15 protein-coding genes are annotated in these 21,483 nt (G+C 57.9%); 10 read left to right on the top strand and 5 right to left on the bottom strand.

The features are described 5' to 3' along the window. The first annotated feature begins 57 nt into the window (after positions 1-57). The 6 genes from hrpB (at position 58) to fhuB (ending at position 11,250) form a co-directional block, all read left to right on the top strand. Positions 58-2,499 (top strand): ATP-dependent helicase HrpB, encoded by a 2,442-nt coding sequence (hrpB, locus tag MKZ79_RS14380; RefSeq protein WP_336143090.1) that lies wholly within the window; start codon positions 58-60, stop codon positions 2,497-2,499. Positions 2,500-2,590: 91 nt separating this feature from the next. Beyond that, positions 2,591-5,092, top strand: coding sequence for a bifunctional glycosyl transferase/transpeptidase (gene mrcB, locus MKZ79_RS14385; RefSeq protein ID WP_336143092.1), 2,502 nt, complete (start codon positions 2,591-2,593; stop codon positions 5,090-5,092). A 275-nt stretch (positions 5,093-5,367) separates the two neighbouring features. Then, the gene (fhuA, locus tag MKZ79_RS14390; RefSeq protein ID WP_336143095.1) at positions 5,368-7,560 is read left to right on the top strand and encodes a ferrichrome porin FhuA; all 2,193 of its coding nucleotides are present in this window, start codon (positions 5,368-5,370) and stop codon (positions 7,558-7,560) included. A 45-nt stretch (positions 7,561-7,605) separates the two neighbouring features. Next, the gene (fhuC, locus tag MKZ79_RS14395; protein WP_336143097.1) at positions 7,606-8,400 is read left to right on the top strand and encodes a Fe3+-hydroxamate ABC transporter ATP-binding protein FhuC; all 795 of its coding nucleotides are present in this window, start codon (positions 7,606-7,608) and stop codon (positions 8,398-8,400) included. Between the two features lie 10 nt (positions 8,401-8,410). Then, complete coding sequence (gene fhuD, locus MKZ79_RS14400) at positions 8,411-9,292, top strand: Fe(3+)-hydroxamate ABC transporter substrate-binding protein FhuD (RefSeq protein WP_336143098.1); 882 nt, start codon at positions 8,411-8,413, stop codon at positions 9,290-9,292. Beyond that, on the top strand, positions 9,289-11,250 hold the full coding sequence (fhuB, locus tag MKZ79_RS14405) for a Fe(3+)-hydroxamate ABC transporter permease FhuB (RefSeq protein WP_336143099.1): 1,962 nt from the start codon (positions 9,289-9,291) through the stop codon (positions 11,248-11,250). Before fhuD ends, fhuB begins: the two co-directional genes overlap by 4 nt. 669 nt (positions 11,251-11,919) lie before the next feature. Here fhuB and MKZ79_RS14410 read toward each other — a convergent pair. Both MKZ79_RS14410 and hemL read right to left on the bottom strand, forming a co-directional pair. Continuing rightward, the gene (locus MKZ79_RS14410) at positions 11,920-12,243 is read right to left on the bottom strand and encodes a hypothetical protein (RefSeq protein WP_336143100.1); all 324 of its coding nucleotides are present in this window, start codon (positions 12,241-12,243) and stop codon (positions 11,920-11,922) included. Positions 12,244-13,051: 808 nt separating this feature from the next. After that, on the bottom strand, positions 13,052-14,335 hold the full coding sequence (gene hemL / locus MKZ79_RS14415; protein ID WP_336143101.1) for a glutamate-1-semialdehyde 2,1-aminomutase: 1,284 nt from the start codon (positions 14,333-14,335) through the stop codon (positions 13,052-13,054). A gap of 169 nt (positions 14,336-14,504) precedes the next feature. Between hemL and clcA the strand changes: the two genes are divergently transcribed. Next, positions 14,505-15,944: a H(+)/Cl(-) exchange transporter ClcA gene (gene clcA, locus MKZ79_RS14420; RefSeq protein WP_336143102.1), complete on the top strand. Its 1,440-nt coding sequence runs from the start codon at positions 14,505-14,507 to the stop codon at positions 15,942-15,944. Between the two features lie 77 nt (positions 15,945-16,021). Further along, entirely contained in the window at positions 16,022-16,366 is a 345-nt protein-coding gene (gene erpA, locus MKZ79_RS14425) for an iron-sulfur cluster insertion protein ErpA (RefSeq protein WP_125289078.1), read from the top strand. A 33-nt stretch (positions 16,367-16,399) separates the two neighbouring features. Here erpA and MKZ79_RS14430 read toward each other — a convergent pair whose 3' ends face one another. The 3 genes from MKZ79_RS14430 to mtnN form a co-directional block, all read right to left on the bottom strand. Then, complete coding sequence (locus MKZ79_RS14430; protein WP_336143103.1) at positions 16,400-16,654, bottom strand: hypothetical protein; 255 nt, start codon at positions 16,652-16,654, stop codon at positions 16,400-16,402. A 137-nt stretch (positions 16,655-16,791) separates the two neighbouring features. Continuing rightward, the gene (gene btuF, locus MKZ79_RS14435; RefSeq protein WP_336143104.1) at positions 16,792-17,565 is read right to left on the bottom strand and encodes a vitamin B12 ABC transporter substrate-binding protein BtuF; all 774 of its coding nucleotides are present in this window, start codon (positions 17,563-17,565) and stop codon (positions 16,792-16,794) included. Continuing rightward, the gene (mtnN, locus tag MKZ79_RS14440; RefSeq protein WP_336143105.1) at positions 17,558-18,253 is read right to left on the bottom strand and encodes a 5'-methylthioadenosine/S-adenosylhomocysteine nucleosidase; all 696 of its coding nucleotides are present in this window, start codon (positions 18,251-18,253) and stop codon (positions 17,558-17,560) included. Before mtnN ends, btuF begins: the two co-directional genes overlap by 8 nt. Positions 18,254-18,346: 93 nt before the next feature. On the opposite strand from mtnN, the gene dgt reads away from it, so the two are divergent. Both dgt and degP read left to right on the top strand, forming a co-directional pair. Next, positions 18,347-19,861 carry a dGTPase gene (gene dgt / locus MKZ79_RS14445; RefSeq protein ID WP_336143106.1) on the top strand — a complete coding sequence of 505 codons (1,515 nt, stop codon included), beginning with the start codon at positions 18,347-18,349 and terminating at the stop codon, positions 19,859-19,861. A 145-nt stretch (positions 19,862-20,006) separates the two neighbouring features. Next, a complete protein-coding gene (gene degP, locus MKZ79_RS14450; RefSeq protein ID WP_336143107.1) occupies positions 20,007-21,434 on the top strand; it encodes a serine endoprotease DegP in 1,428 nt (475 codons plus the stop codon). Positions 21,435-21,483 lie beyond the last annotated feature (49 nt).

Raw genomic sequence — 21,483 nt, forward strand, 5'->3', positions numbered from 1 at the left:
GTATTCCAGCAGCAGGAATGCTACAATGCCCGGCAAATTAAGGCCAGGAGCAGAGAAGTGAGTTTATTACCAGTCAGCGCCGTGTTACCTGAGCTGCTGGCGGCCCTGCGCGATGCGCCGCAGGTGCTGCTGGCGGCGCCGACCGGCGCGGGAAAATCGACGTGGCTGCCGCTGCAGCTGTTGCAGCAGGCGGATTTTAGCGGACGCATTCTGCTGCTGGAGCCGCGCAGGCTGGCGGCGCGCAACGTGGCGCAGCGGCTGGCGGAGCTACTGGGCGAAGAGCCGGGCCAGACCGTCGGCTATCGGATGCGTTCGGAAAGCCGCAGCGGCCCGTCGACGCGGCTGGAAGTGGTAACGGAAGGCATTCTGACCCGAATGCTGCAGCAGGACCCGATGCTGGAAGGCGTCTCGCTGGTGATCCTGGATGAATTCCACGAGCGCAGCCTGCAGGCCGATCTGGCGCTGGCGCTGCTGCTGGATGTACAGCAGGGATTGCGTGACGATCTGAAAATCCTGCTGATGTCGGCTACGCTTGATAACCAGCGGCTGCAGGCGCTGCTGCCGGGCGCGCCGTCGATCTGCTCCGAAGGGCGCTCTTTCCCGGTAGAACGTCGCTACGCTTCCTTATCTGCCAGCTACCGGTTTGAAGAAGCGGTGGCTCGCCAGGTCAGCGAACTGCTGCGGGAAGAGCAGGGATCGCTGCTGCTTTTTCTGCCCGGCGTTGGCGAAATCCAGCGGGTACAGACTCAGCTGACGGCGCTGGTCGGCAACGATGTCGATCTCTCTCCTTTATATGGCGCGCTGCCGCTGGCGGAGCAGCGTAAAGCTATTCTTCCTGCGCCAGTCGGGCGTCGCAAAGTGGTGCTGGCGACCAATATAGCGGAAACCAGCCTGACCATTGAGGGGATTCGGCTGGTGGTGGACAGCGCGCTGGAGCGTACGGCGCTGTTCGATACGCGCACCGGCCTGACCCGGCTGCAAACGCAACGCGTCAGCCAGGCTTCCATGACCCAGCGCGCCGGACGAGCCGGTCGTCTTGAGCCAGGTATCTGTCTGCATTTGCTCCCGAAAGAGCAGGCGGAACGCGCGGCTTCCCATAGCGACGCGGAGATCCTGCAAAGCGATTTAAGCTCGCTGTGGCTGGATCTGCTGCAATGGGGCTGTCACGACGTGGCGCAGCTTAGCTGGCTGGACAGGCCGCCAGCCGCCAATCTGGCGCAGGCGCAGCGGCTGCTGTTACAGCTTGGCGCAACCACCGCGTCGGGACAGCTAACGGCCAAAGGGCGACGCATGGCCGCGCTCGGCAGCGACCCGCGTTTCGCCGCTATGCTGATCGACGCGGGCGACGATGCCGATAGCGTTGCTACAGCGGCGATGCTGGTGGCGATTCTGGAAGAGCCGCCACGCGGCAATGTCGATCTGCGGGACGCGCTGCATCGTCGCCAGCCCAACTGGCAGCAGCGAGCCAGACAGCTGCAGCAGCGGCTGCGGATAACCGGCGGCACGATTGCGGCGGATTTGGCGGCTTCTTTGCTGGCAGGCGCTTTTCCCGATCGCATCGCCCGGCGACGCGGCATGGAAGGACGTTATCAGTTGGCCAACGGCATGGGCGCGATGCTTGATCGGGAAGAGGCGTTGACCCGTTATGAATGGCTGCTGGCGCCTGCGCTGCTGCAGGGTAGCGCGCAGCCGGACGCCAGAATATTGCAGGCGCTGCCGCTGGATATCGACGCGCTGGTCAGAGAGCGGCCGCAGCTGCTGGAGCAGCGGGTCGAAGTGGAATGGCACGACGAGCGCGGCACGCTTTCCGCATGGCGCCGCGAGCAGATTGGCGAACTGGTGCTAAAATCGCAGCCGTTGAGCAAGCCGGACGAAGAACTACTGCATCCGGCGATGCTGCGCTGGATCCGCAGCAAAGGGCTGTCGGTGCTGAACTGGAGCACGGCGGCCGAACAGCTGCGCGTGCGGCTGGTCTGCGCCGCGCGCTGGCTGCCGGAGCAGGCGTGGCCAGCGGCTGGCGAAGCGGATTTGCTCGCCACGCTGGAAAAGTGGCTGCTGCCGATGATGGGCGGCGTGCGCGATGCCAAAGGCCTGAAGCAGATCGACTGCGTCAACGCCCTATTACAATTGCTCACATGGCCGCAACGCCAGCTGCTGGATACTGTGCTGCCAACTCATTACACTGTGCCCACCGGAAGCCGGCTGCCGATTCGCTACGATGAAGAAAAACCGCCGGCGCTGGCGGTGCGGCTGCAGGAGATGTTCGGCGAGGCGCAGAATCCCTGCGTGGCCGAAGGGCGCATTCCGCTGGTGCTGGAGCTGCTGTCGCCAGCGCAGAGGCCGCTGCAGATCACCCGCGATCTGGCGGCGTTCTGGCAGGGCGCTTATCGTGAAGTGCAAAAAGAGATGAAAGGACGCTATCCCAAACATCTCTGGCCGGACGATCCGGCCGCGGCGCTGCCTACGCGGCGCACCAAAAAGTATTCTTCGCCTTCCTGAGCCGCGTTTCGGAAGGTTCCCGTTCCACAGCAACAGATGTAAGAACAAAGTAGTCGGCTTTGCCGACTACGGCTCCGGAGAAAAGAAACGAATGTCAGACGATCGCGAACCTATCGGGCGTAAAGGTAAACAGCCCAAACCCCCGCGTAATACCACGGGACGAGGTCGCCGCAGGGAAGTTGCTTTTCAGGATGACGATCAGGATAACGAGGAGATGCAACCCGTGCCACGTAAAGGAAAAGGGCGCCCGCCGCGTAAGAAAAGAGGCTGGCTGAGCTTAATGATTAAGCTGCTGCTGGTATTTATTGTGCTGATGGCGGTCTACGGGGTTTACCTCGATTCGCAGATCCGCAGCCGTATCGACGGCAAAGTCTGGCAGCTGCCCGCCACGGTTTATGGCCGCATGGTCAACCTTGAGCCGGGTATGGCCTACAACAAAAAAGAGATGATCGCGCTGCTGGAAGGCACGCAGTACCGCGAGGTTACGCGCATGACGCGTCCTGGCGAGTTTACCGTGCAGGGCAACAGCATCGAGATGATCCGCCGTCCGTTTGATTTCCCGGACAGCAAGGAAGGGCAAATCCGCGCGCGGCTGAGCTTTGACAACGACTCGCTGACCGAGATTAAAAACCTCGACAGCGGCCGCGATTTCGGCTTCTTCCGTCTCGATCCGCGCCTGATCACCATGCTGCAGTCGCCTAACGGCGAACAGCGTCTGTTTGTGCCGCGTTCGGGCTTTCCCGATCTGCTGGTGGATACGCTGGTCGCTACCGAGGATCGCCATTTCTATCAGCATGACGGCATCAGCTTTTACTCTATTGGCCGCGCTTTCCTGGCGAACATCACGGCGGGAAGAGCGGTGCAGGGCGGCAGTACGCTGACGCAGCAGCTGGTGAAAAACCTGTTCCTGACCAACAAGCGCTCGCTGTGGCGTAAAGCCAACGAAGCCTATATGGCGCTGATTATGGATGCGCGCTACAGCAAAGATCGCATCCTGGAGCTTTACCTGAACGAGGTTTACCTGGGTCAGGCGGGCAACGATCAGATCCGCGGCTTCCCGCTGGCCAGCCTTTACTACTTTGGCCGTCCGGTGGATGAGCTGAGCCTGGATCAGCAGGCGCTGCTGGTCGGCATGGTGAAAGGCGCCTCGCTCTATAACCCGTGGCGCAATCCGAAGCTGGCGCTGGAGCGGCGTAACCTGGTGCTGCGTCTGCTGCAGCAGCAGAAGGTCATCGATCAGGAGCTGTATGACATGCTCAGCGCCCGGCCACTCGGCGTGCAGCCGAAAGGCGGCGTGATCACGCCTCAGCCTGCGTTTATGCAGATGGTGCGCAACGAGCTGCAGGCGAAGCTGGGCGATAAGGTGAAGGATCTTTCCGGCGTGAAAATCTTTACCACGCTGGACTCGGTTTCGCAGGACGCGGCGGAAAAAGCGGTGGAAGAGGGCATTCCGGCGCTGCGTAAACAGCGCAAGCTGAACGATCTGGAAACTGCGATGGTGATCGTCGATCGCTTTAGTGGTGAAGTGCGCGCGATGGTCGGCGGCGCCGATCCGCAGTTTGCGGGCTATAACCGCGCCCTGCAGGCTCGCCGCTCGATCGGTTCTCTGGCCAAGCCGGCGACCTATCTGACCGCGCTGAGCCAGCCGGACACTTATCGTCTTAATACCTGGATTGCCGACAACCCGATCGCGCTGAAGCAGCCGAACGGTCAGATCTGGAAGCCGCAGAACGACGATCGTCGCTTCAGCGGCCAGGTGATGCTGGTGGACGCGCTGGCGCACTCAATGAACGTGCCGACGGTGAACCTCGGCATGACGCTGGGGCTACCGCAGGTGGTGGATACCTGGACCAAACTGGGCGTGCAGAAAGATCAGCTGCAGCCTGTTCCGGCGATGCTGCTGGGCGCCCTGAACCTGACGCCGGTTGAAGTCGCGCAGGCGTTTCAGACCATCGCCAGCGGCGGTAACCGCGCTCAGCTCTCCGCGCTGCGTTCAGTTATCGCCGAAGACGGCACCGTGCTGTACCAGAGTTTCCCGCAGGCGGAACGGACTATTCCGGCCCAGGCCGCTTACCTGACGCTCTACGCGATGCAGCAGGTAGCGAACGAAGGCACGGCGCGTGCGTTAGGTTCGCGCTATCCGAAAGCGCACCTGGCGGCCAAAACAGGGACGACCAACAACCAGATCGACAGCTGGTTCGCGGGCGTGGATGGTAAAGAAGTGGCGATCACCTGGATTGGCCGCGACAATAACCAGACCACCAAACTCTACGGCGCCAGCGGCGCGATGCAGATCTATCGTCGCTATCTGGACAATCAGGCGCCGATGCCGCTGCTGCCGACGCCGCCGGAAGATATCGCGCCGATGAACGTCGATTCGGCTGGCAATTTCGTCTGCGACACGGGCAGCAGCAGCTGGCGGACGCTGCCGGTCTGGACGATTGATGCCAACGCGCTCTGTCAGCAGCAACAGCAGCTCCAGCAGCAGCAAATGCAGCAGCAGGATGGGCAGCTGAACCAGCCGCAGCCGCAAAACGAGCAGAAAGACGCCGATGGCGTAGCGGGCTGGATTAAAGATATGTTTGGTAAGTAACTGACCCGCTGCGAAAAGCCGGCTCTGTACGAGCCGGCTTTTTTTTGCCTGCGGTTGCGCGGCGTGGCGAGCGTAAAGAGGCGAAAAGAGGCTTTTCATTCGTCCGACGTTTTTATGGCTCTGTTTTCCCTGCTTTACACTGGCTGCGAACCGCATTGATTTGTCCTGTCGTCAGCGGATTTTTTCTTGCGAAACTTCCGACAGTTCGCCTATTATCCTGTCGTTATAATAATAATTCTCGTTTACATTCCACTTTTCATTCAGAGAAACGCTAAATGGCTCTTTCATCTTTGAAATCATTCTCTTCACCAGTTAATACCCGTTTATGCCGCCTGGCCTGCCTTGTTGCCGCCGCGATCTCCTCGTCGGCTTTTGCCGCCGGCGAACAAACTATCACCGTGAGCGCCGATGCCGGCACCGCCAGCGAAAGCGCCTGGGGGCCGTCACCGACCATCGCCGCCAAACGCAGCGCTACCGGCACCAAGACCGATACGCCAATTGAAAAAAATCCGCAGTCCGTTTCCGTCGTGACCAGCGAGGAAATGGAATTACGCAACGTTAACACGGTAAAAGAAGCCTTTAATTACGCGCCGGGCGTGATGACGGGCAACCGCGGCAGCTCGCAGGTGATTGACGCGCTGTCGATTCGCGGCTTCAGCGAAACCAACACTAACCAGTATCTGGACGGCCTGAAGCTGCAGGGCGATAACTACTCTGAATTCGCTATCGATCCTTATTTCCTGGAACGCGCCGAGCTGCTGCGCGGGCCGGCTTCCGTGCTTTACGGCAAAAGTAATCCTGGCGGCGTGGTCGCGCTGGTCAGCAAGCGTCCAACGACGGAAACGCTGCGTGAAGTACAGTTCCAGATGGGCACCGACAACGAGTTTTCTACCGGCTTCGACTTCGGCGGCGCGCTGGACGACAACGGCGTTTACTCTTATCGTCTGACCGGCCTGGCGCGCAGCCAGGATGCGCAGCAGGCTATGCAGAAAGAAAAGCGCTACACCATTGCGCCTTCCTTTAGCTGGCAGCCGGACGCCAATACCAACTTCACGCTGCTGACCTATTTCCAGAACGAGCCGGAAACCGGCTATTACGGCTGGCTGCCGCGTCAGGGCACCGTGGTGCCGATCGTTGACGCCAACGGCCAACAGCACAAGTTGTCGGCCGATTTTGACGAAGGCGAAGCGAGCAACAAGATCTCCCGCAACACCAAAATGGTGGGCTATAACTTCTCGCACAGCTTTAACGATACCTGGACCGTGCGCCAGAACCTGCGCTACGCCGAGCTGCGCACTGACTATCGCAGCATCTACGGCAACGGCTTTGACAGCGCCAACAACATCACTCGCGGCTATGCGGTTTCCGAAGAGGAGCTGAACCAGTTCGCTGTCGATAACCAGGCGCAGGCGAAGTTCGCTACCGGCGAGCTGGATCACACGTTGCTGCTGGGCGTCGACTATCAGCGCACCCGCAACGATATCAACGCCGGTTTCGGCTCTGCCTCTTCCCTGAACGCGGTGAATCCGCAGTACGGCAACGACGCGCTGGTTCCCGGCTCGCTGTTCCCTTATCACTACCTGAACAAGCAGGAACAGACCGGTCTGTACGCGCAGGATCAGATGGAGTGGAATCGCTGGGTGATGACGCTGGGCGCGCGTTACGATTACGCGATGACCTCAGCGTTTAACCGCAACGGCGACAGCCTGACCAAAAACCATGACCAGGCCTTTACCTGGCGCGGCGGCCTGAATTACGTCTTTGATAACGGCGTGGCGCCTTACTTCAGCTACAGCGAATCCTTTATCCCGACCAGCGGCACCACCAAAGAAGGGCAGCCGTTCGATCCTTCGCGCGCCAAACAGTATGAAGCGGGCGTGAAATACGTGCCGAAAGATCGCCCGATTGTGATTACCGGCGCGCTCTACCAGCTGACCAAAACCAAAAATCTGACGGCGAATCCAGAGGATAGCGCCTACAGCGTACAGGGCGGCGAAATCCGCTCGCGCGGCGTGGAGCTGGAGGCGAAAGCGGCAGTAAATGCCAATGTCAACGTAACGGCGGCCTATACCTATACCGATGCGGAATACACGCATGACACCTTGCTGAAAGGCAGAACGCCGGTGCAGGTGCCGAAAAATATGGCTTCGCTGTGGGCGGATTACACCTTCCATGAAACGGCGCTTTCCGGCGTAACGCTGGGCGCGGGCGTACGCTACGTGGGCGAGAGCAAAGGGCTGTACAGCACCGGAAGCAATATTAATCAAAACTTTAACGTGGCGAGCTACACCACGGTAGACGCGATGGTGAAATACGACCTGGGCCGTTTTGGCCTGCCGGGTTCCTCCATTGGCGTCAACGTCAGCAACCTCTTCGATCGTGACTATGTCGCCAGCTGCTACCGTGACTACGCCTGCTACTGGGGCGCCGAACGTCAAATCACCGGTACCGCTACCTTCCGTTTCTAATCAAACCGGGCGCGGTTCGCCGCGCCCGTCAGACAGAAGATCGTTATGCACTCTCCGCACCTGACCGACAGTACGTTTTCGCTACACCAAACCTCTTTTGCCGTGCCTGGCCGTATTCTGCTTCAGCCGCTGTCGCTGACTTTTCCCGCCGGGAAAGTCTGTGGCCTGATCGGCCATAACGGCTCCGGCAAGTCCACGCTGCTGAAGCTGCTGGGTCGCCATCACGAGGCGACCGGCGGCGAAGTGCGCCTTAACGACAAAGCGGTGGCGCAGTGGCCGGCAAAACTATTCGCCCGCGAAGTGGCTTATCTGCCGCAGCAGCTTCCTGCGGCTGAAGGCATGACGGTGCGGGAGCTGGTAGCGATGGGACGCTATCCCTGGCACGGCGCGCTGGGGCGTTTTGGTAGCGAAGATCGCGAGCGCGTGGAAGAGGCTATCACGCTGGTGGGGCTAAAGCCTTTCGCCTCGCGGCTGGTAGACAGCCTGTCCGGCGGCGAGCGGCAGCGCGCCTGGCTGGCGATGCTGGTGGCGCAGAACAGCCGCTGTCTGCTGCTGGATGAGCCGACCTCCGCGCTGGATATTGCCCATCAGGTGGAAGTGCTGGCGCTTATCCGCCAGCTTAGCCGCGAACGAGGATTGACGGTGATCGCCGTGCTGCACGATATCAATATGGCCGCGCGCTACTGCGATCGTCTGGTCGCACTGCGCAGCGGCGGCATGATAGCCCAGGGCGACGCGAACGCGATTATGCAGCCGCAGGTACTGCAGGAAATCTACGGTATCCCCATGGGCATTTTGCCGCATCCGGACGGCGGTACGCCGATAAGCTTTGTTTATTAAAGGGATGACTATGCCGGATTTTTCTCGCCGCCGTTTGCTGATGGCGATGGCGCTTTCGCCGCTGCTGCCCGCTTTCAGCATCCACGCCGCCGCTGCTATTGACGATACGCGCATTATCTCGCTGGAGTGGCTGCCGACCGAACTGCTGATGGCGCTGGGCGTTAAGCCGATGGGCGTGGCCGAAATGTATAACTATCAGCTGTGGGTCGGCGAGCCGAAGCTGCCGGACACCACGGTAGATGTCGGCCTGCGCACCGAACCCAATCTGGAGCTGATGATGCAGATGCGGCCATCTTTGATTCTCTACTCTGCAGGCTACGGCCCCTCCGCTGAAAAATTCAACAGGATTGCGCCTGCAATGGGCTTTGCCTTCAGCGACGCCAGCGGCAGGCCGCTAACCGTGGCGCGCCAGTCGCTGATGCAGCTGGCCGAGCGTATCGATCGCGTGCCGCAGGCGCAGCGGCATCTGGCGGAGTTTGACACCTTCATCGCCGACACCAGAACGCGTCTTGCCGGGAGAAAGCGGCGCCCCGTGTTGCTGATGTCACTACTGGATGCGCGTCACGCGCTGGTCTTCGGTAAGGGAAGCCTGTTTCTGGAGGTCATGAACGAGCTGGGGCTGGAAAACGCCTGGCAGGGCGAAACCAATTTCTGGGGCAGCGCGGTTATTGGCCTGGAACGGCTGGCGACGATGAAGAACGTGGACGCGATCTGCTTTGCGCATGGCGATGACAATTTGATGCAGCAGGTCAGCGCGATGCCGCTTTGGCAGGCGATGGACTTTGTGCGGCAGAAGCGTTTTCGCCGCGTGCCGCAGGTCTGGTTCTATGGCGCCACGCCTTCCGCTATGCGCTTTTGCCGCTCGCTGGCTGGCGCGCTGGAGTCGCTATGAGATCTTTTCGTTTTCCTGTTGCCCTGCTGACGCTGCTGTTTGCGCTGGCGCTGAGCCTTACTTATTACAACTTTACCCGACAGCTGTCGCCCGCGCGGTGGTTCACTTCAGTCGATCCGGAAAACATCAGCCAGATGCTGTTTCACTACAGCCTGCTGCCGCGGCTGGCGCTTTCGCTGCTGGTTGGTGCCGGGCTGGGGCTGGCCGGGCTGCTGTTTCAGCAGGTGCTGCGCAATCCGCTGGCGGAACCGACCACGCTTGGCGTCGCGACCGGCGCGCAGCTTGGCCTGACGGTGGCCGCGCTCTGGAGCCTGCCGCTGTTCGGTCAACAGCTGGCCGCAATGGCGGGCGCGCTGCTGATCGGCGCTATCGTTTTCGGCATTGCCTGGGGAAAAAGGCTTTCGCCGGTGACGCTAATCCTTGCCGGGCTGGTGATGTCGCTCTATTGCGGCGCGGTAAACCAGCTAATCGGCTTGTTTAACCACGATCGGCTGCAGAATATCTTTTTATGGGGAACCGGCTCGCTGAACCAGATGGACTGGAGCAACGTGACCTTTCTCTGGCCTAAGCTGCTGCTGGCTTTTGTGCTGGCGCTGCTGCTGAGAAGGCCCATGACGCTGATGGGTCTGGATGACGGCGTGGCGAAAAACCTGGGGCTGGCGCTTTCGCTGGCTCGTTTTGCCGTGCTGGCGCTGGCGATAACGCTCAGCGCGCAGCTGGTGAACGCGGCGGGCGTCATCGGGTTTATCGGGTTGTTCGCGCCGCTGCTGGCGAAGATGCTGGGCGCGAGGCGGCTGCTCAGTCGTATGCTGCTGGCGCCGCTTATCGGTATGCTGCTGCTGTGGCTGGCCGATCAGAGCGTTCTCTGGCTGACTGAAAACTGGCAGGAGGTTTCCACCGGCACGGCCACCGCGATTATCGGCGCGCCGCTCTTGCTGTGGCTGCTTCCTCGTTTACGTGCCTCGTCTGCGCCGCCAGCGCTGAATCAGGGCGATCGCGTACCTGCCGAGCGTCGTCATCTGCTGCTGTGGAGCCTGGGCGGCGTGATGGTGCTGCTGTTGCTGACCGCGACGGCGCTCAGTTTTGGCCGCGGCGCGCATGGCTGGCAGTGGGCCACGGGCGAGCTATGGCAGCAGCTGCTGCCGTGGCGAATGCCGCGACTGGCGGCAGCGATAGCGACGGGCATGATGCTGGGTGCGGCTGGCTGTCTGGTGCAGCGGCTGAGCGGCAATCCGATGGCCAGCCCGGAAGTGCTGGGAATTAGTTCCGGCGCGGCGTTTGGCGTGGTGATTATGTTGTTTCTGGTACCCGGCGACGCTTTTGGCTGGCTGCTGCCTGCCGGCAGCCTGGGCGCGGCGGGTACGCTGCTGATAGTAACTTTTATCGGCGGCCGCGGCGGCTTTTCGCCTGAACGGATGCTGCTGGCAGGCATGGCGCTGAGCACGGCGTTCGCTACGTTGCTGTTGCTGTTGTTAGCCAGCGGCGATCCGCGGATGGCGACGCTGATGACGTGGATTTCCGGTTCGACCTATAACATAGATGGCGCGCAGGCGTTGCGAACGGCCATTGTGGCAGCGGTATTGCTGACGCTGACGCCGCTGTGCCGACGCTGGCTGACGCTATTACCGTTAGGTGGCGAGACGGCGCGTTCATTGGGCGTGGCGCTGAAAACCTCGCGTATGGCGATATTGCTGCTGGCGGCAGCGCTGACGGCGGCGGCCACGCTGACTATCGGCCCGCTTAGCTTTGTGGGGCTAATGGCGCCGCATATGGCAAGAATGCTGGGCTTCCGGCGAGCGCTGCCGCAGCTGACGATAGCGGTGCTGTTGGGCGGCGGGCTAATGATGATAGCGGACTGGTGCGGGCGGATGGTGGCCTTTCCGGCGCAGGTTCCGGCCGGCCTGCTGGCAACCTTTATCGGTGCGCCCTATTTTATTTATCTGCTGCGCAAGGTGTGAAGGGCGGCACCGGGTCAAAATGTAATGGCGTAAGCCCTGGGTTCCAGTCGCAGCGAATCTGGCGCCAGGCAGCATAAGGCAGCCTGGCTAAGCCCTACAAGCAGCGCGTGGGTTCAGGGCGGCTAATCCTCTGAGTTGCGATAAATTACTCAGGCCAGAGCGTTGCGATAAATATTGCTGCGATCGCAGCGCGACGTTGTGGCGAGGGAATGCGCCTGATTTTTTTGAAAACAATATTGCATAAAAACCGCGGCGAAATTCAGCCTGATTGATAAATTCAATGTCGTGGCTAAACCCAGCCAAGTTATTAAATCAATCGCTGCGGCTAAATTTAGCCGGTTTGATAAATTAAGCGCTGTGACTAAACCCAGTCAGGTTATTAAACTAAGTGCTGAGGCCAGGCCCAATGAGGTGGTTAAATTAAATGCCCTGGCCGAATACAGTCAGTTGTTAAACTAAGCGCTGCGACTAAGCCCAGTCAGAGCTTTAAATTAAGCGCCGCAGCTCAATTCAGTCTGGCTGTTAAATTAAACGTCGCGGCTAAATATAGCTATGATTTTAAATTAAGCGCTGCGGCAAAAGCTGTCGAAAGCCGTCAGCGAACGGCCACGGCAGCTATATGCTGTAAAATCGCAGCGGTATCCATAAAGCAGCGAAAAGACCGGGTTATCAGAACCTGATTATTTCGCCATGAGTGGTTTTATGACGTGACGCTTTAAGTAACTCTACCTGATAGCCGACTAAATCGAACAGAAGATCGATAAGCGTTACCTCTGTTTCCGGCTCGGTTTCACCGTTAATTAATACCTGCGTCAACGCACGACAATATTTCGTGACTTTCTCAGGCTCAATAATAAACAGGGCGTAAAGGAAATCAGGCTCGTTGGTCGCTGCCGACTGCGAAGCCGCTTCATCGCACGCTGGCTGCTCATGATTCATCTCCAGCTGCTCAAGGCTGGCGGCGATTTTTTTATAAAGTGAAAGACGTTCCATATCATTATCCATTTCTGTTCAGGCGACAGCCAGACTCTGGCTCTGTGTCGCTCTCCTCTAAGTCTGGTCCCGTAAAGGGAAGTTGTTTTGGTCTGAAAAAGTTCAGGTGCATGGTCTAAAGCTATAGTGGTTGCTCCTTTGAATTTTCATTTGAATGATGGGTTAGCTCTGTTTTCAGCTTGCCTTCTGGTGTTGCCATCTTTTTCTGTCTGACGCCTGTTCACTCTATGCTTATTTTTTTATTCGTCAATACTGTATGGGCAGGATATTTCGCTTTAGTAATGCCAGTATCAAATTATGGAAGATGGCTCGAAAAATAATGATTGGGATGTAATTTTATTCTGTTGTTTGCGAGCGGCTACGAAATAAAGATGTAATAAGCTTTTTTTTAGTGGCGGTGTCGATATCATGCGGTCAGGTTAATTAAGCGAAAGAGGGCTGCGCATAAATCTTTTAATAAGGCAGCTATCATAAATTTTTAGCCTGGAGAGGGTTAACAAACTAAACGGCCAGTCGTTTATCGTGAAGAGGCCCTGGCGTTTCCGGCACGATATCAATGAGCGTCAATCAACATCAGACATATGTTTATGCGGTGAACCGGCCGGACAAAAAGGTTATGCGGCTATAACGCGTATTCAGGGTAAAAAGCGCGGGCAGAGCAGGGCGTGCTTAGGCCGAAAGAAATACGGGCAGGCGCGAGGCGTACTCAGGGAAAAAAGGGCGCTTATCAGCAAGATTACCCGCTGCGGGCGGCGTCCGAAAGTGGAGCGCCGCCCAATCGCCTTAGCTGGCGATGCGCCGACTTTTATCAGGCCAGCTTAGCGAAGCTGCGACGTGCGGCGTCCACGGTGCGCTGAATATCTTCCTGGCTATGCGCCAGCGACATAAAGCCCGCTTCGAAGGCAGAAGGCGCCAGGTAAACGCCTTCTTCCAGCATCAGATGGAAGAAGCGCTTAAAGCGTTCTACGTCGCATTTCGTGACGTCGGCGTAGCTGGTCACCTGTTCAGCATCGGTAAAGAACAGGCCGAACATGCCGCCGACATGATTGACCACCAGCGGAATATTGCTCTCTTCCGCCGCTTTAAGCAGGCCGCGCGCCAGCTGTGCGGTAAGCTCGGACAGCGTGGTATGGGTGCCGGGTTTAGCGATTTCGCTCAGGCAGGCAAAACCGGCCGCCATCGCAATTGGGTTGCCGGAAAGCGTCCCCGCCTGATAAACCGGCCCGGTCGGCGCCAGCGCTTCCATTACCTCGCGACGGCCGCCGAACGCGCCTACCGGCATGCCGCCGCCGATGATTTTGCCCAGGCAGGTCAGGTCCGGCTTCACACCGTAATGCGCCTGTGCGCCAGCCAGCGCTACACGGAAGCCGGTCATCACTTCGTCGATGATCAGCAGCGCGCCAAATTCGTCGCACAGCGCGCGCAGGCCAGGCAGGAACTCCGGCAGCGGCGGGATACAGTTCATATTGCCTGCGACCGGCTCCACAATAATGCAGGCGATTTCATGCGGGTACTGCTCAAACGCGGCGCGCACGGAAGCGAGATCGTTATAGGTGCAGGTCAGCGTGTGTTTGGCGAAATCGGCCGGCACGCCCGGCGAGTTCGGCTGGCCCAGCGTCAGCGCGCCGGACCCGGCTTTTACCAGCAGATGGTCGGCGTGGCCGTGGTAGCAGCCTTCAAACTTGATGATTTTATCGCGATGGGTGAAGCCGCGAGCCAGACGAATAGCGCTCATGGTCGCTTCGGTGCCGGAGTTTACCATGCGCACCATATCCATCGTCGGCACCAGCTCGGTGACCAGCTCGGCCATTTTAACTTCCATCTCGGTCGGCGCGCCGAAGCTCAGACCGCGCTCTACGGCTTCGATTACCGCGTTGCGAATGGCAGGATGGTTATGGCCCAGCACCATAGGCCCCCAGGAACCAACATAATCGATATAGGCTTTGCCGTCGGCGTCGTAAAGGTAAGCGCCGTCAGCGCGTTCAATAAAGAGCGGTACGCCGCCGACGCCGGTAAAGGCGCGCACCGGCGAGTTGACGCCGCCGGGAATAACTTGCTGTGCCTGAGCATAAAGATTTTCAGACTTACTCATGGTTCCGCTCCTGAGGATGCATTAAGAAAAACCTGGTTATTCTAGGGAACATATAGCCGGGTTAAAAGGCCGATGGCGCTTTTGACACGAAAGGACAAGCATTTCTCCGCGACATCCACGTCGGGATGAGTAAAATATCGGCTTCGACTGAACTGCTAACGAATGGACTATGCACCAGACAACCTCTTCGTCTTCGTCCGACCAGTTAAACGTTGTGCCTGCCAGACGTGGCGATTTTCTTCGCCTGTTGTTAAGACGCGATAAAACGCCCGTCATCGTATTAATTATGGCGGGGATCGTGGGTTTGCTGGCCGGCCTGGTCGGCGTCGCTTTCGAAAAAGCGGTGCATACGGTAAACCTTTGGCGGCTGGCGATGCTGTCAGGCGTGGAGAAACACTGGATCCTGCTTTTTCCGCTGGCCTTTATTCTTTCGGCGCTGCTGGCCGTAGTCGGCTACTACCTGGTGCGGCGCTTTGCGCCGGAAGCATCGGGATCCGGTATTCCCGAAATCGAAGGCGCGCTGGAGGAGCTGCGACCGGTGCGCTGGTGGCGAGTTATTCCCGTTAAGTTTATTGGCGGGATGGGAACGCTGGGCGCGGGGATGGTGCTGGGACGCGAAGGGCCAACGGTGCAGCTGGGCGGCAATATCGGGCGGATGGTGCTGGATATTTTCCGCATGAAAAGCGCCGAGGCCCGCCACTCGCTGCTGGCTACCGGCGCGGCAGCCGGACTGTCAGCCGCGTTTAACGCGCCGCTGGCGGGCATTCTTTTTATTATCGAAGAGATGCGTTTGCAGTTTCGCTACAGCGTGATCTCCATTAAAGCCGTGTTTATCGGCGTAATCATGTCGAGCATCGTGTTCCGCGTGTTCAACGGCGAACATGCGGTGATCGCAGTCGGTAAACTGTCGAATTCACCGGTCAACACGCTGTGGCTTTATCTGCTGCTGGGCATGATTTTCGGCATTGTCGGCGTAGCCTTTAACGCGCTGATTTTTAAAGCTCAGGATATGTTTCAGCGTTTCCACGGCGGCAATCTGAAAAAAATCCTGATTATCGGCGCCATTCTGGGCGGCGTTTGCGGCGTGCTGGGGGTGATCGAGCCGGAGGCGGCGGGCGGCGGCTTCGAGCTTATTCCCATCGCGGCGGCCGGCCATTATACGGTAGGCACGCTGCTGTTTATTTTTATTGCCCGCGTAGCGACGACGCTGCTTTGCTTCGGTTCCGGCGCGCCGGGCGGCATTTTCGCGCCTATGCTGGCGCTGGGTACGCTGCTGGGCACCGCTTTCGGCATGGCCAGCGCCTCGCTGTTTCCCGCTTACCATCTGGAGGCGGGCACCTTTGCGATAGCGGGAATGGGCGCGCTGTTCGCCGCTTCGGTCAGGGCGCCGCTGACCGGCATTGTGCTGGTGCTGGAGATGACCGATAACTATCAGCTTATTCTGCCGATGATTATCACCTGTCTTGGCGCAACATTGCTGGCGCAGTTTCTGGGCGGCAAGCCGCTTTATTCCTCGCTACTTGCCCGCACGCTGGAAAAACAGCAGCAGGCGGATGACGCGGTAGCAGCGGCTGCTAACACGCCGACCGACAAACAGGCGCATACTTGATTGCTATACTGGTGTGTAAGATAATGGTGCAATTAATGGTCGAATTATGACCGGCCGAGCGCCTGATGGAGTATAAAATGAGTGAAGATGTAGCTCTGCCCCTGCAATTTACCGAAGCAGCGGCCAGTAAAGTTAAAAACCTGATCTCAGATGAAGAGAATCCCGACCTGAAGCTGCGCGTCTATATTACCGGCGGCGGCTGCAGCGGCTTCCAGTACGGCTTCACTTTTGACGACAAGGTCAATGACGGCGACATGACGATTGAAAAATCGGGCGTGGCGCTGGTGGTGGATCCCATGAGCCTGCAGTATCTGGTGGGCGGATCCGTGGACTATACCGAAGGGCTGGAAGGCTCGCGTTTTATCGTGACCAATCCTAACGCGAAAACCACCTGCGGTTGCGGTTCCTCTTTCAGCATCTGATAAAAAACCCCGGCGTTTCCGCCGGGGTTTTACTTACCATTCTACAGTGACCAGTTTCGACGTCTGGCGCGTTTCGCGGTTAGACGAAATCACCGTCTGCGTAACTTTCGGCTGTGCTGCGATCTGTTGGCCGCAGTCCACTGCAGGTGTTGCTGCTGTGATAGTACTCTGCCCGTCAATGTGACATTGCGAGTAAATGGTCAGCCTGACGCCAATGCTGCCGGTAATGGAAGCAGCAGAGGCCTGACCTGCCATCATCAGGCCTAAGGCCATATAAACGGCTTTCATTGCTGTAGTTTCCTGGTGTAAAAGGGCTAACGCCCTGATAATGCGGACAGCGTTTGTATTATCCTCGCCGCCTCGTAATTAGGTTAACGACCATCTTTGCTGAAACTTTAGTCGACTTAAGTACAGTCCTCTTCGCTTCAGGGCTGCAATTTACCGCACAATTCCCGCGCAGCCTGAATAATACGAGGGCCGGGTCGGCTGAGCCAGTCATCATTTATTACAATTACTTGTGCGTTTAGCTGCGGTTGCCAGAAAGCGCGGACGGCGGCCGCGTCGCTGCCGGTGACAATTGCTGCGGGACGGCGCATTAATACCTGCTCGCGGCTTACCTGCGGCCAGGGAACGCGGCTGTCGGCAAAGATATTTTCTCCACCGCATACCTGCACGATCTCATTTTGCAGCGTACTGCGCGAGGCGGTGAAAAGCGGCTGCTGACTAAACTGCAGGAATACCGGGATTTTAGTCGTGCTCTGATAACGCTGTTTTAGCGCCACCCACTCTTGCAGCAGGCTGTCTGCTGCCTGTTCAGCCTGCTGCGGATGTGGGCTGAAAGCTTTCAGATCGCGCACGCTGGCGATCATCTCGCTAACACTTTTTGGCGCTATCCAGACAACCTTAACGCCGAAAGCCGCCAACTGTTCGACCTGACGCCGTGGATTACCTTCGCGCCACGCCAGCACCACGTCCGGTTTCAGGCTCAGGATGCGTTCAACGTTGATGCCCTGCCAGTTGGCGACCTGTTCGATAGCGGCGGCGGCGGGCGGATAATCTGAATAAGCGCTGACGCCGACAGGCGTGATGCCTGCGGCAAAAGCCATCTCGGTAAGGTTTGGGGCGAGAGTGACGACGCGCGGAGCGGCAGCTGCTGCTCCGTAACAGAGCAGCAGCAGAAGGGCGAAGAACTTAGCCATGAAGCTGAGTCAGCAGCTTTTCCACCAGTAAGGAAGACTGCTTAGCGGCAACGGTCAGGAACTCGTCGAAGCTCAGATGGGATTCCTGGTCGGCCACGTCGGAAATCGCGCGCACGACCACAAATGGCGTGGCGAACTGGTGGCAAACATGAGCGATAGCGGTCGCTTCCATCTCCACGCCTACCGCCTGCGGGAAAGTGGCGCGAATGCGTGCCAGCGGTTCAGCACCATTGATAAAGGCGTCGCCGCTGACCACCAGGCCACGCACGGCGTTCAGGCCCAGCTGGGCGATGCAGCTTTCTGCGGCGGCAATCAGCTTGTCATCGGCCTTAAAGGCTGCCGGACAGCCCGCCATCTGACCCGGCTCATAGCCGAATGCGGTAACGTCGGCATCGTGATAGCGCACTTCATCGGAAACCAGGATATCGCCGACTTTCAGCGTTGGCGCCAGCCCGCCGGCAGAACCGGTGTTGATCACCAGATCTGGTTTGCAGAGCTCCAGCAGCAGCGTGGTGCCCATCGCTGCGGACACTTTACCGATACCCGATTTCAGCAGGGCAACCTCAACACCGTTCAGCGTGCCGGTATAGATCTCGCAGCCGGCCAGCGCGATGGTCTGGCGGTTTTCAATTTTATCGCGCAGCAGGGTAACTTCCTGCTCCATCGCGCCAATAATGCCTGCTTTCATAGAATACTCGCTATTGTTGTGGAAGTTGTTCAATGTGGTGCATAGTTTAACATGATTACCTGATTCAACTCATCAAGGCGGGCGAGGGCCATTATGACAGCGACAGATTTCAGGACGAAATTCAGTTTCGAACGCCCTTTTAATAACCGTGAGAAGCCAGAAGGCGAATATTATATTACCCGCCATTTTGAAAGCGATCGCGGACGTATTATTAATTCGGCGGCTATCCGCCGACTGCAGCAAAAAACGCAGGTTTTCCCACTGGAGCGGAACGCCGCGGTGCGCTCGCGGCTGACGCATTCGCTGGAGGTGCAGCAGACCGGCCGCTATATCGTGAAAGAGGTGATTCAGGCGCTGAGAAAGCAGCCCGGCGGGCTGGAGCAGTATGGCCTGACCGATCTGACTGGCGCATTTGAAAGCCTGGTGGAGATGGCCTGTTTACTACACGACGTCGGCAATCCGCCGTTCGGCCACTTTGGCGAGGCGGCGATCAACGACTGGTTTCGCGTCAACCTGCCCGGCATGCTGACCGAGCCGCAGGAAGCGGGCGTTGAAAACAGCGAGCAAAACGAAAAGTTCCTCGCGATGAACGCGCGGCTTCGTCAGGATCTTTGTCATTTCGAGGGTAACGCGCAGGCTATTCGCCTGGTGCATACGCTGCTGCAGCTTAATCTCTCTTATGTGCAGGTCGCCTGCATTTTAAAATATACGGCCCCGGCCTGGTTTCAGGGCGAAAAGCCGGCGCAGTTCAGCACGCTGATGAAAAAACCGGGTTACTACCTTTCCGAAGAGAAGTACGTCGCCGATTTACTCAAAGCCACCAACACGCAGCAGTATCATCGCTTTCCGCTGACTTATATTATGGAAGCCGCCGATGATATCTCTTATTGCATCGCCGATTTAGACGACGCCGTAGAGAAAGCGATTTTCAGCGTCGATCAGCTTTACCAATTCCTGCGGGACGAGTGGACGCTGTTAAGAAAAAATAAAAAGGTCGCTTCTGACGAGCTCTTTGTAAAGATCGTCGATTTCGCTTACACAGAAGCGCAAAGCAAAGAGCGCTACCGCAGCCGAAGCGACACCTTCTTTATGAAGCTGCGGGTTAAAGTTCAGTCCGCGCTTGTCGAACATGCGGTGAAACGTTTCGTCGATAATATTGAGCCGATCTGGCAGGGAAGTTTTAATCATTCCCTGCTGGAAGATGACGGCGCCGAAAACCAGCTGCTGAATATTTTTAAAAAGGTGGCGAGAAAGCACGTATTTAATCATCCGGAAGTCGAACAGCTGGAGCTACAGGGATATCAGGTTATCAAAGGGCTGCTGAATATTTATAAGCCTTTGCTGCAGCTTTCTTATCAGGATTTTAACATGCTGATAAATGAAGATTTCCATAAAGATTACCCTATTGAAACGCGCCTTTTTCATAAATTATCCGGCAAGCATCGGAAAGCCTATTCCGTGCATATGAAAAATCTGAAGATTGAACATCGATTTGAACGGCTGCTTTGGGAACGTTATTATCGTGCGCGGCTGCTGCAGGATTATGTCAGCGGCATGACCGACCTTTATGCCTGGGACGAATATCGTCGTTTGATGGCAGTGGAATAAGCGTTTTTTCCGGCGGGTTTGTAAAGGCAGAGAATAATTTTTTACTTTTCGCTGAAACTTATACATGAACTTAGCGTTAAAAAATGACTCTTACCAGCACGTCCGCTGCATGTTTTGCTTATCAGATCATAAGAGAATCGAACGCATGAAAAAAACACTTTTAGCCAGTGCGCTGGCCCTGAGCCTGGGAATGGCAATGGGGCCGCTAACCGCTACGGCCGCAGAAACGGCTTCCTCTTCCAGCCAGCAACTGCCAAGCCTGGCGCCGATGTTAGAAAAAGTGATGCCTTCAGTAGTGAGTATCAACGTTGAAGGAAGCACAACGGTACGCACGCCGCGTTTACCTCAGCAGTTCCAGCAGTTCTTTGGCGGCAACTCGCCATTCTGTCAGGACGGCTCGCCTTTCCAGGGCTCGCCAATGTGTCAGGGCGGCGGTCAGCAGGGCGGCGCCGACACTCAGCAGGAGAAATTCCGCGCGCTGGGCTCTGGCGTGGTGATCAACGCTGAAAAAGGCTACGTCGTTACCAACAATCACGTTGTGGATAACGCCACCAAAATTCAGGTGCAGCTGAGCGATGGCCGTAAGTACGATGCCAAAGTCATCGGCAAGGATCCGCGCTCCGATATCGCGTTAATCCAGCTTAACGACGCGAAAAACCTGACGGCGATTAAAATCGCGGATTCCGACGATCTGCGCGTTGGCGACTATACCGTGGCTATCGGCAACCCTTACGGTCTGGGCGAAACAGTGACGTCCGGGATTGTTTCCGCGCTGGGCCGCAGCGGTCTGAACGTAGAAAACTACGAAAACTTTATCCAGACGGATGCGGCCATTAACCGGGGTAATTCCGGCGGCGCGCTGGTGAACCTGAACGGCGAGCTGATCGGTATCAATACTGCTATCCTGGCGCCGGACGGCGGAAATATCGGCATTGGCTTTGCTATCCCAAGCAATATGGTGAAAAACCTGACGGCGCAGATGGTTGAGTATGGCCAGGTGAAACGCGGCGAGCTGGGCATCATGGGTACCGAGCTGAACTCTGAACTCGCGAAAGCGATGAAGGTGGACGCGCAGCGCGGCGCCTTTGTCAGCCAGGTGCTGCCGAAATCCTCGGCCGCTAAGGCAGGCGTGAAGGCGGGCGACGTCGTGGTTTCCATTAACGGCAAGCCGATTTCCAGCTTTGCGGCGCTGCGCGCGCAGGTAGGGTCGCTGCCGGTCGGCACCAAAATGGCGCTGGGCCTGATCCGCGACGGCAAGCCGCTGACGGTGAACGTTGAGCTGCAGCAGAGCTCGCAGGCGAAAGTCGATTCCGGCAATATCTATGTCGGTATCGAAGGCGCCGACCTGAGCAACTACGATGCGAAAGGCATGAAGGGCGTGAAGGTCGACAGCGTGAAAGCGGGCTCCGCCGCGGCGCGCATCGGTCTGAAGAAAGACGACGTGATTTTGGGCGTGAACCAGCAGGCGGTCAGCAATCTGGGCGAACTGCGCAAAATCCTCGACAGTAAACCTTCCGTGCTGGCGCTGAACATTCAGCGTGGCGACAGTAGCATCTACCTGCTGATGCAGTAATTTCCTCTCTGATGCCGGCCTCAAAGGCCGGCACGATCCCCTTCCGCTT

The organism is Erwinia sp. CGal63, from assembly GCF_037026505.1.
Classification (GTDB): Bacteria; Pseudomonadota; Gammaproteobacteria; order Enterobacterales; family Enterobacteriaceae; genus Erwinia.

Coding starts and splice junctions, on each gene's coding strand:
- mrcB (WP_336143092.1), top strand. CDS start 2,591: ATGTCAGACGATCGCGAACCTATCGGGCGTAAAGGTAAACAGCCCAAA.
- fhuA (WP_336143095.1), top strand. CDS start 5,368: ATGGCTCTTTCATCTTTGAAATCATTCTCTTCACCAGTTAATACCCGT.
- fhuC (WP_336143097.1), top strand. CDS start 7,606: ATGCACTCTCCGCACCTGACCGACAGTACGTTTTCGCTACACCAAACC.
- fhuD (WP_336143098.1), top strand. CDS start 8,411: ATGCCGGATTTTTCTCGCCGCCGTTTGCTGATGGCGATGGCGCTTTCG.
- fhuB (WP_336143099.1), top strand. CDS start 9,289: ATGAGATCTTTTCGTTTTCCTGTTGCCCTGCTGACGCTGCTGTTTGCG.
- MKZ79_RS14410 (WP_336143100.1), bottom strand. CDS start 12,243: ATGGAACGTCTTTCACTTTATAAAAAAATCGCCGCCAGCCTTGAGCAG.
- hemL (WP_336143101.1), bottom strand. CDS start 14,335: ATGAGTAAGTCTGAAAATCTTTATGCTCAGGCACAGCAAGTTATTCCC.
- clcA (WP_336143102.1), top strand. CDS start 14,505: ATGCACCAGACAACCTCTTCGTCTTCGTCCGACCAGTTAAACGTTGTG.
- erpA (WP_125289078.1), top strand. CDS start 16,022: ATGAGTGAAGATGTAGCTCTGCCCCTGCAATTTACCGAAGCAGCGGCC.
- MKZ79_RS14430 (WP_336143103.1), bottom strand. CDS start 16,654: ATGAAAGCCGTTTATATGGCCTTAGGCCTGATGATGGCAGGTCAGGCC.
- btuF (WP_336143104.1), bottom strand. CDS start 17,565: ATGGCTAAGTTCTTCGCCCTTCTGCTGCTGCTCTGTTACGGAGCAGCA.
- mtnN (WP_336143105.1), bottom strand. CDS start 18,253: ATGAAAGCAGGCATTATTGGCGCGATGGAGCAGGAAGTTACCCTGCTG.
- dgt (WP_336143106.1), top strand. CDS start 18,347: ATGACAGCGACAGATTTCAGGACGAAATTCAGTTTCGAACGCCCTTTT.
- degP (WP_336143107.1), top strand. CDS start 20,007: ATGAAAAAAACACTTTTAGCCAGTGCGCTGGCCCTGAGCCTGGGAATG.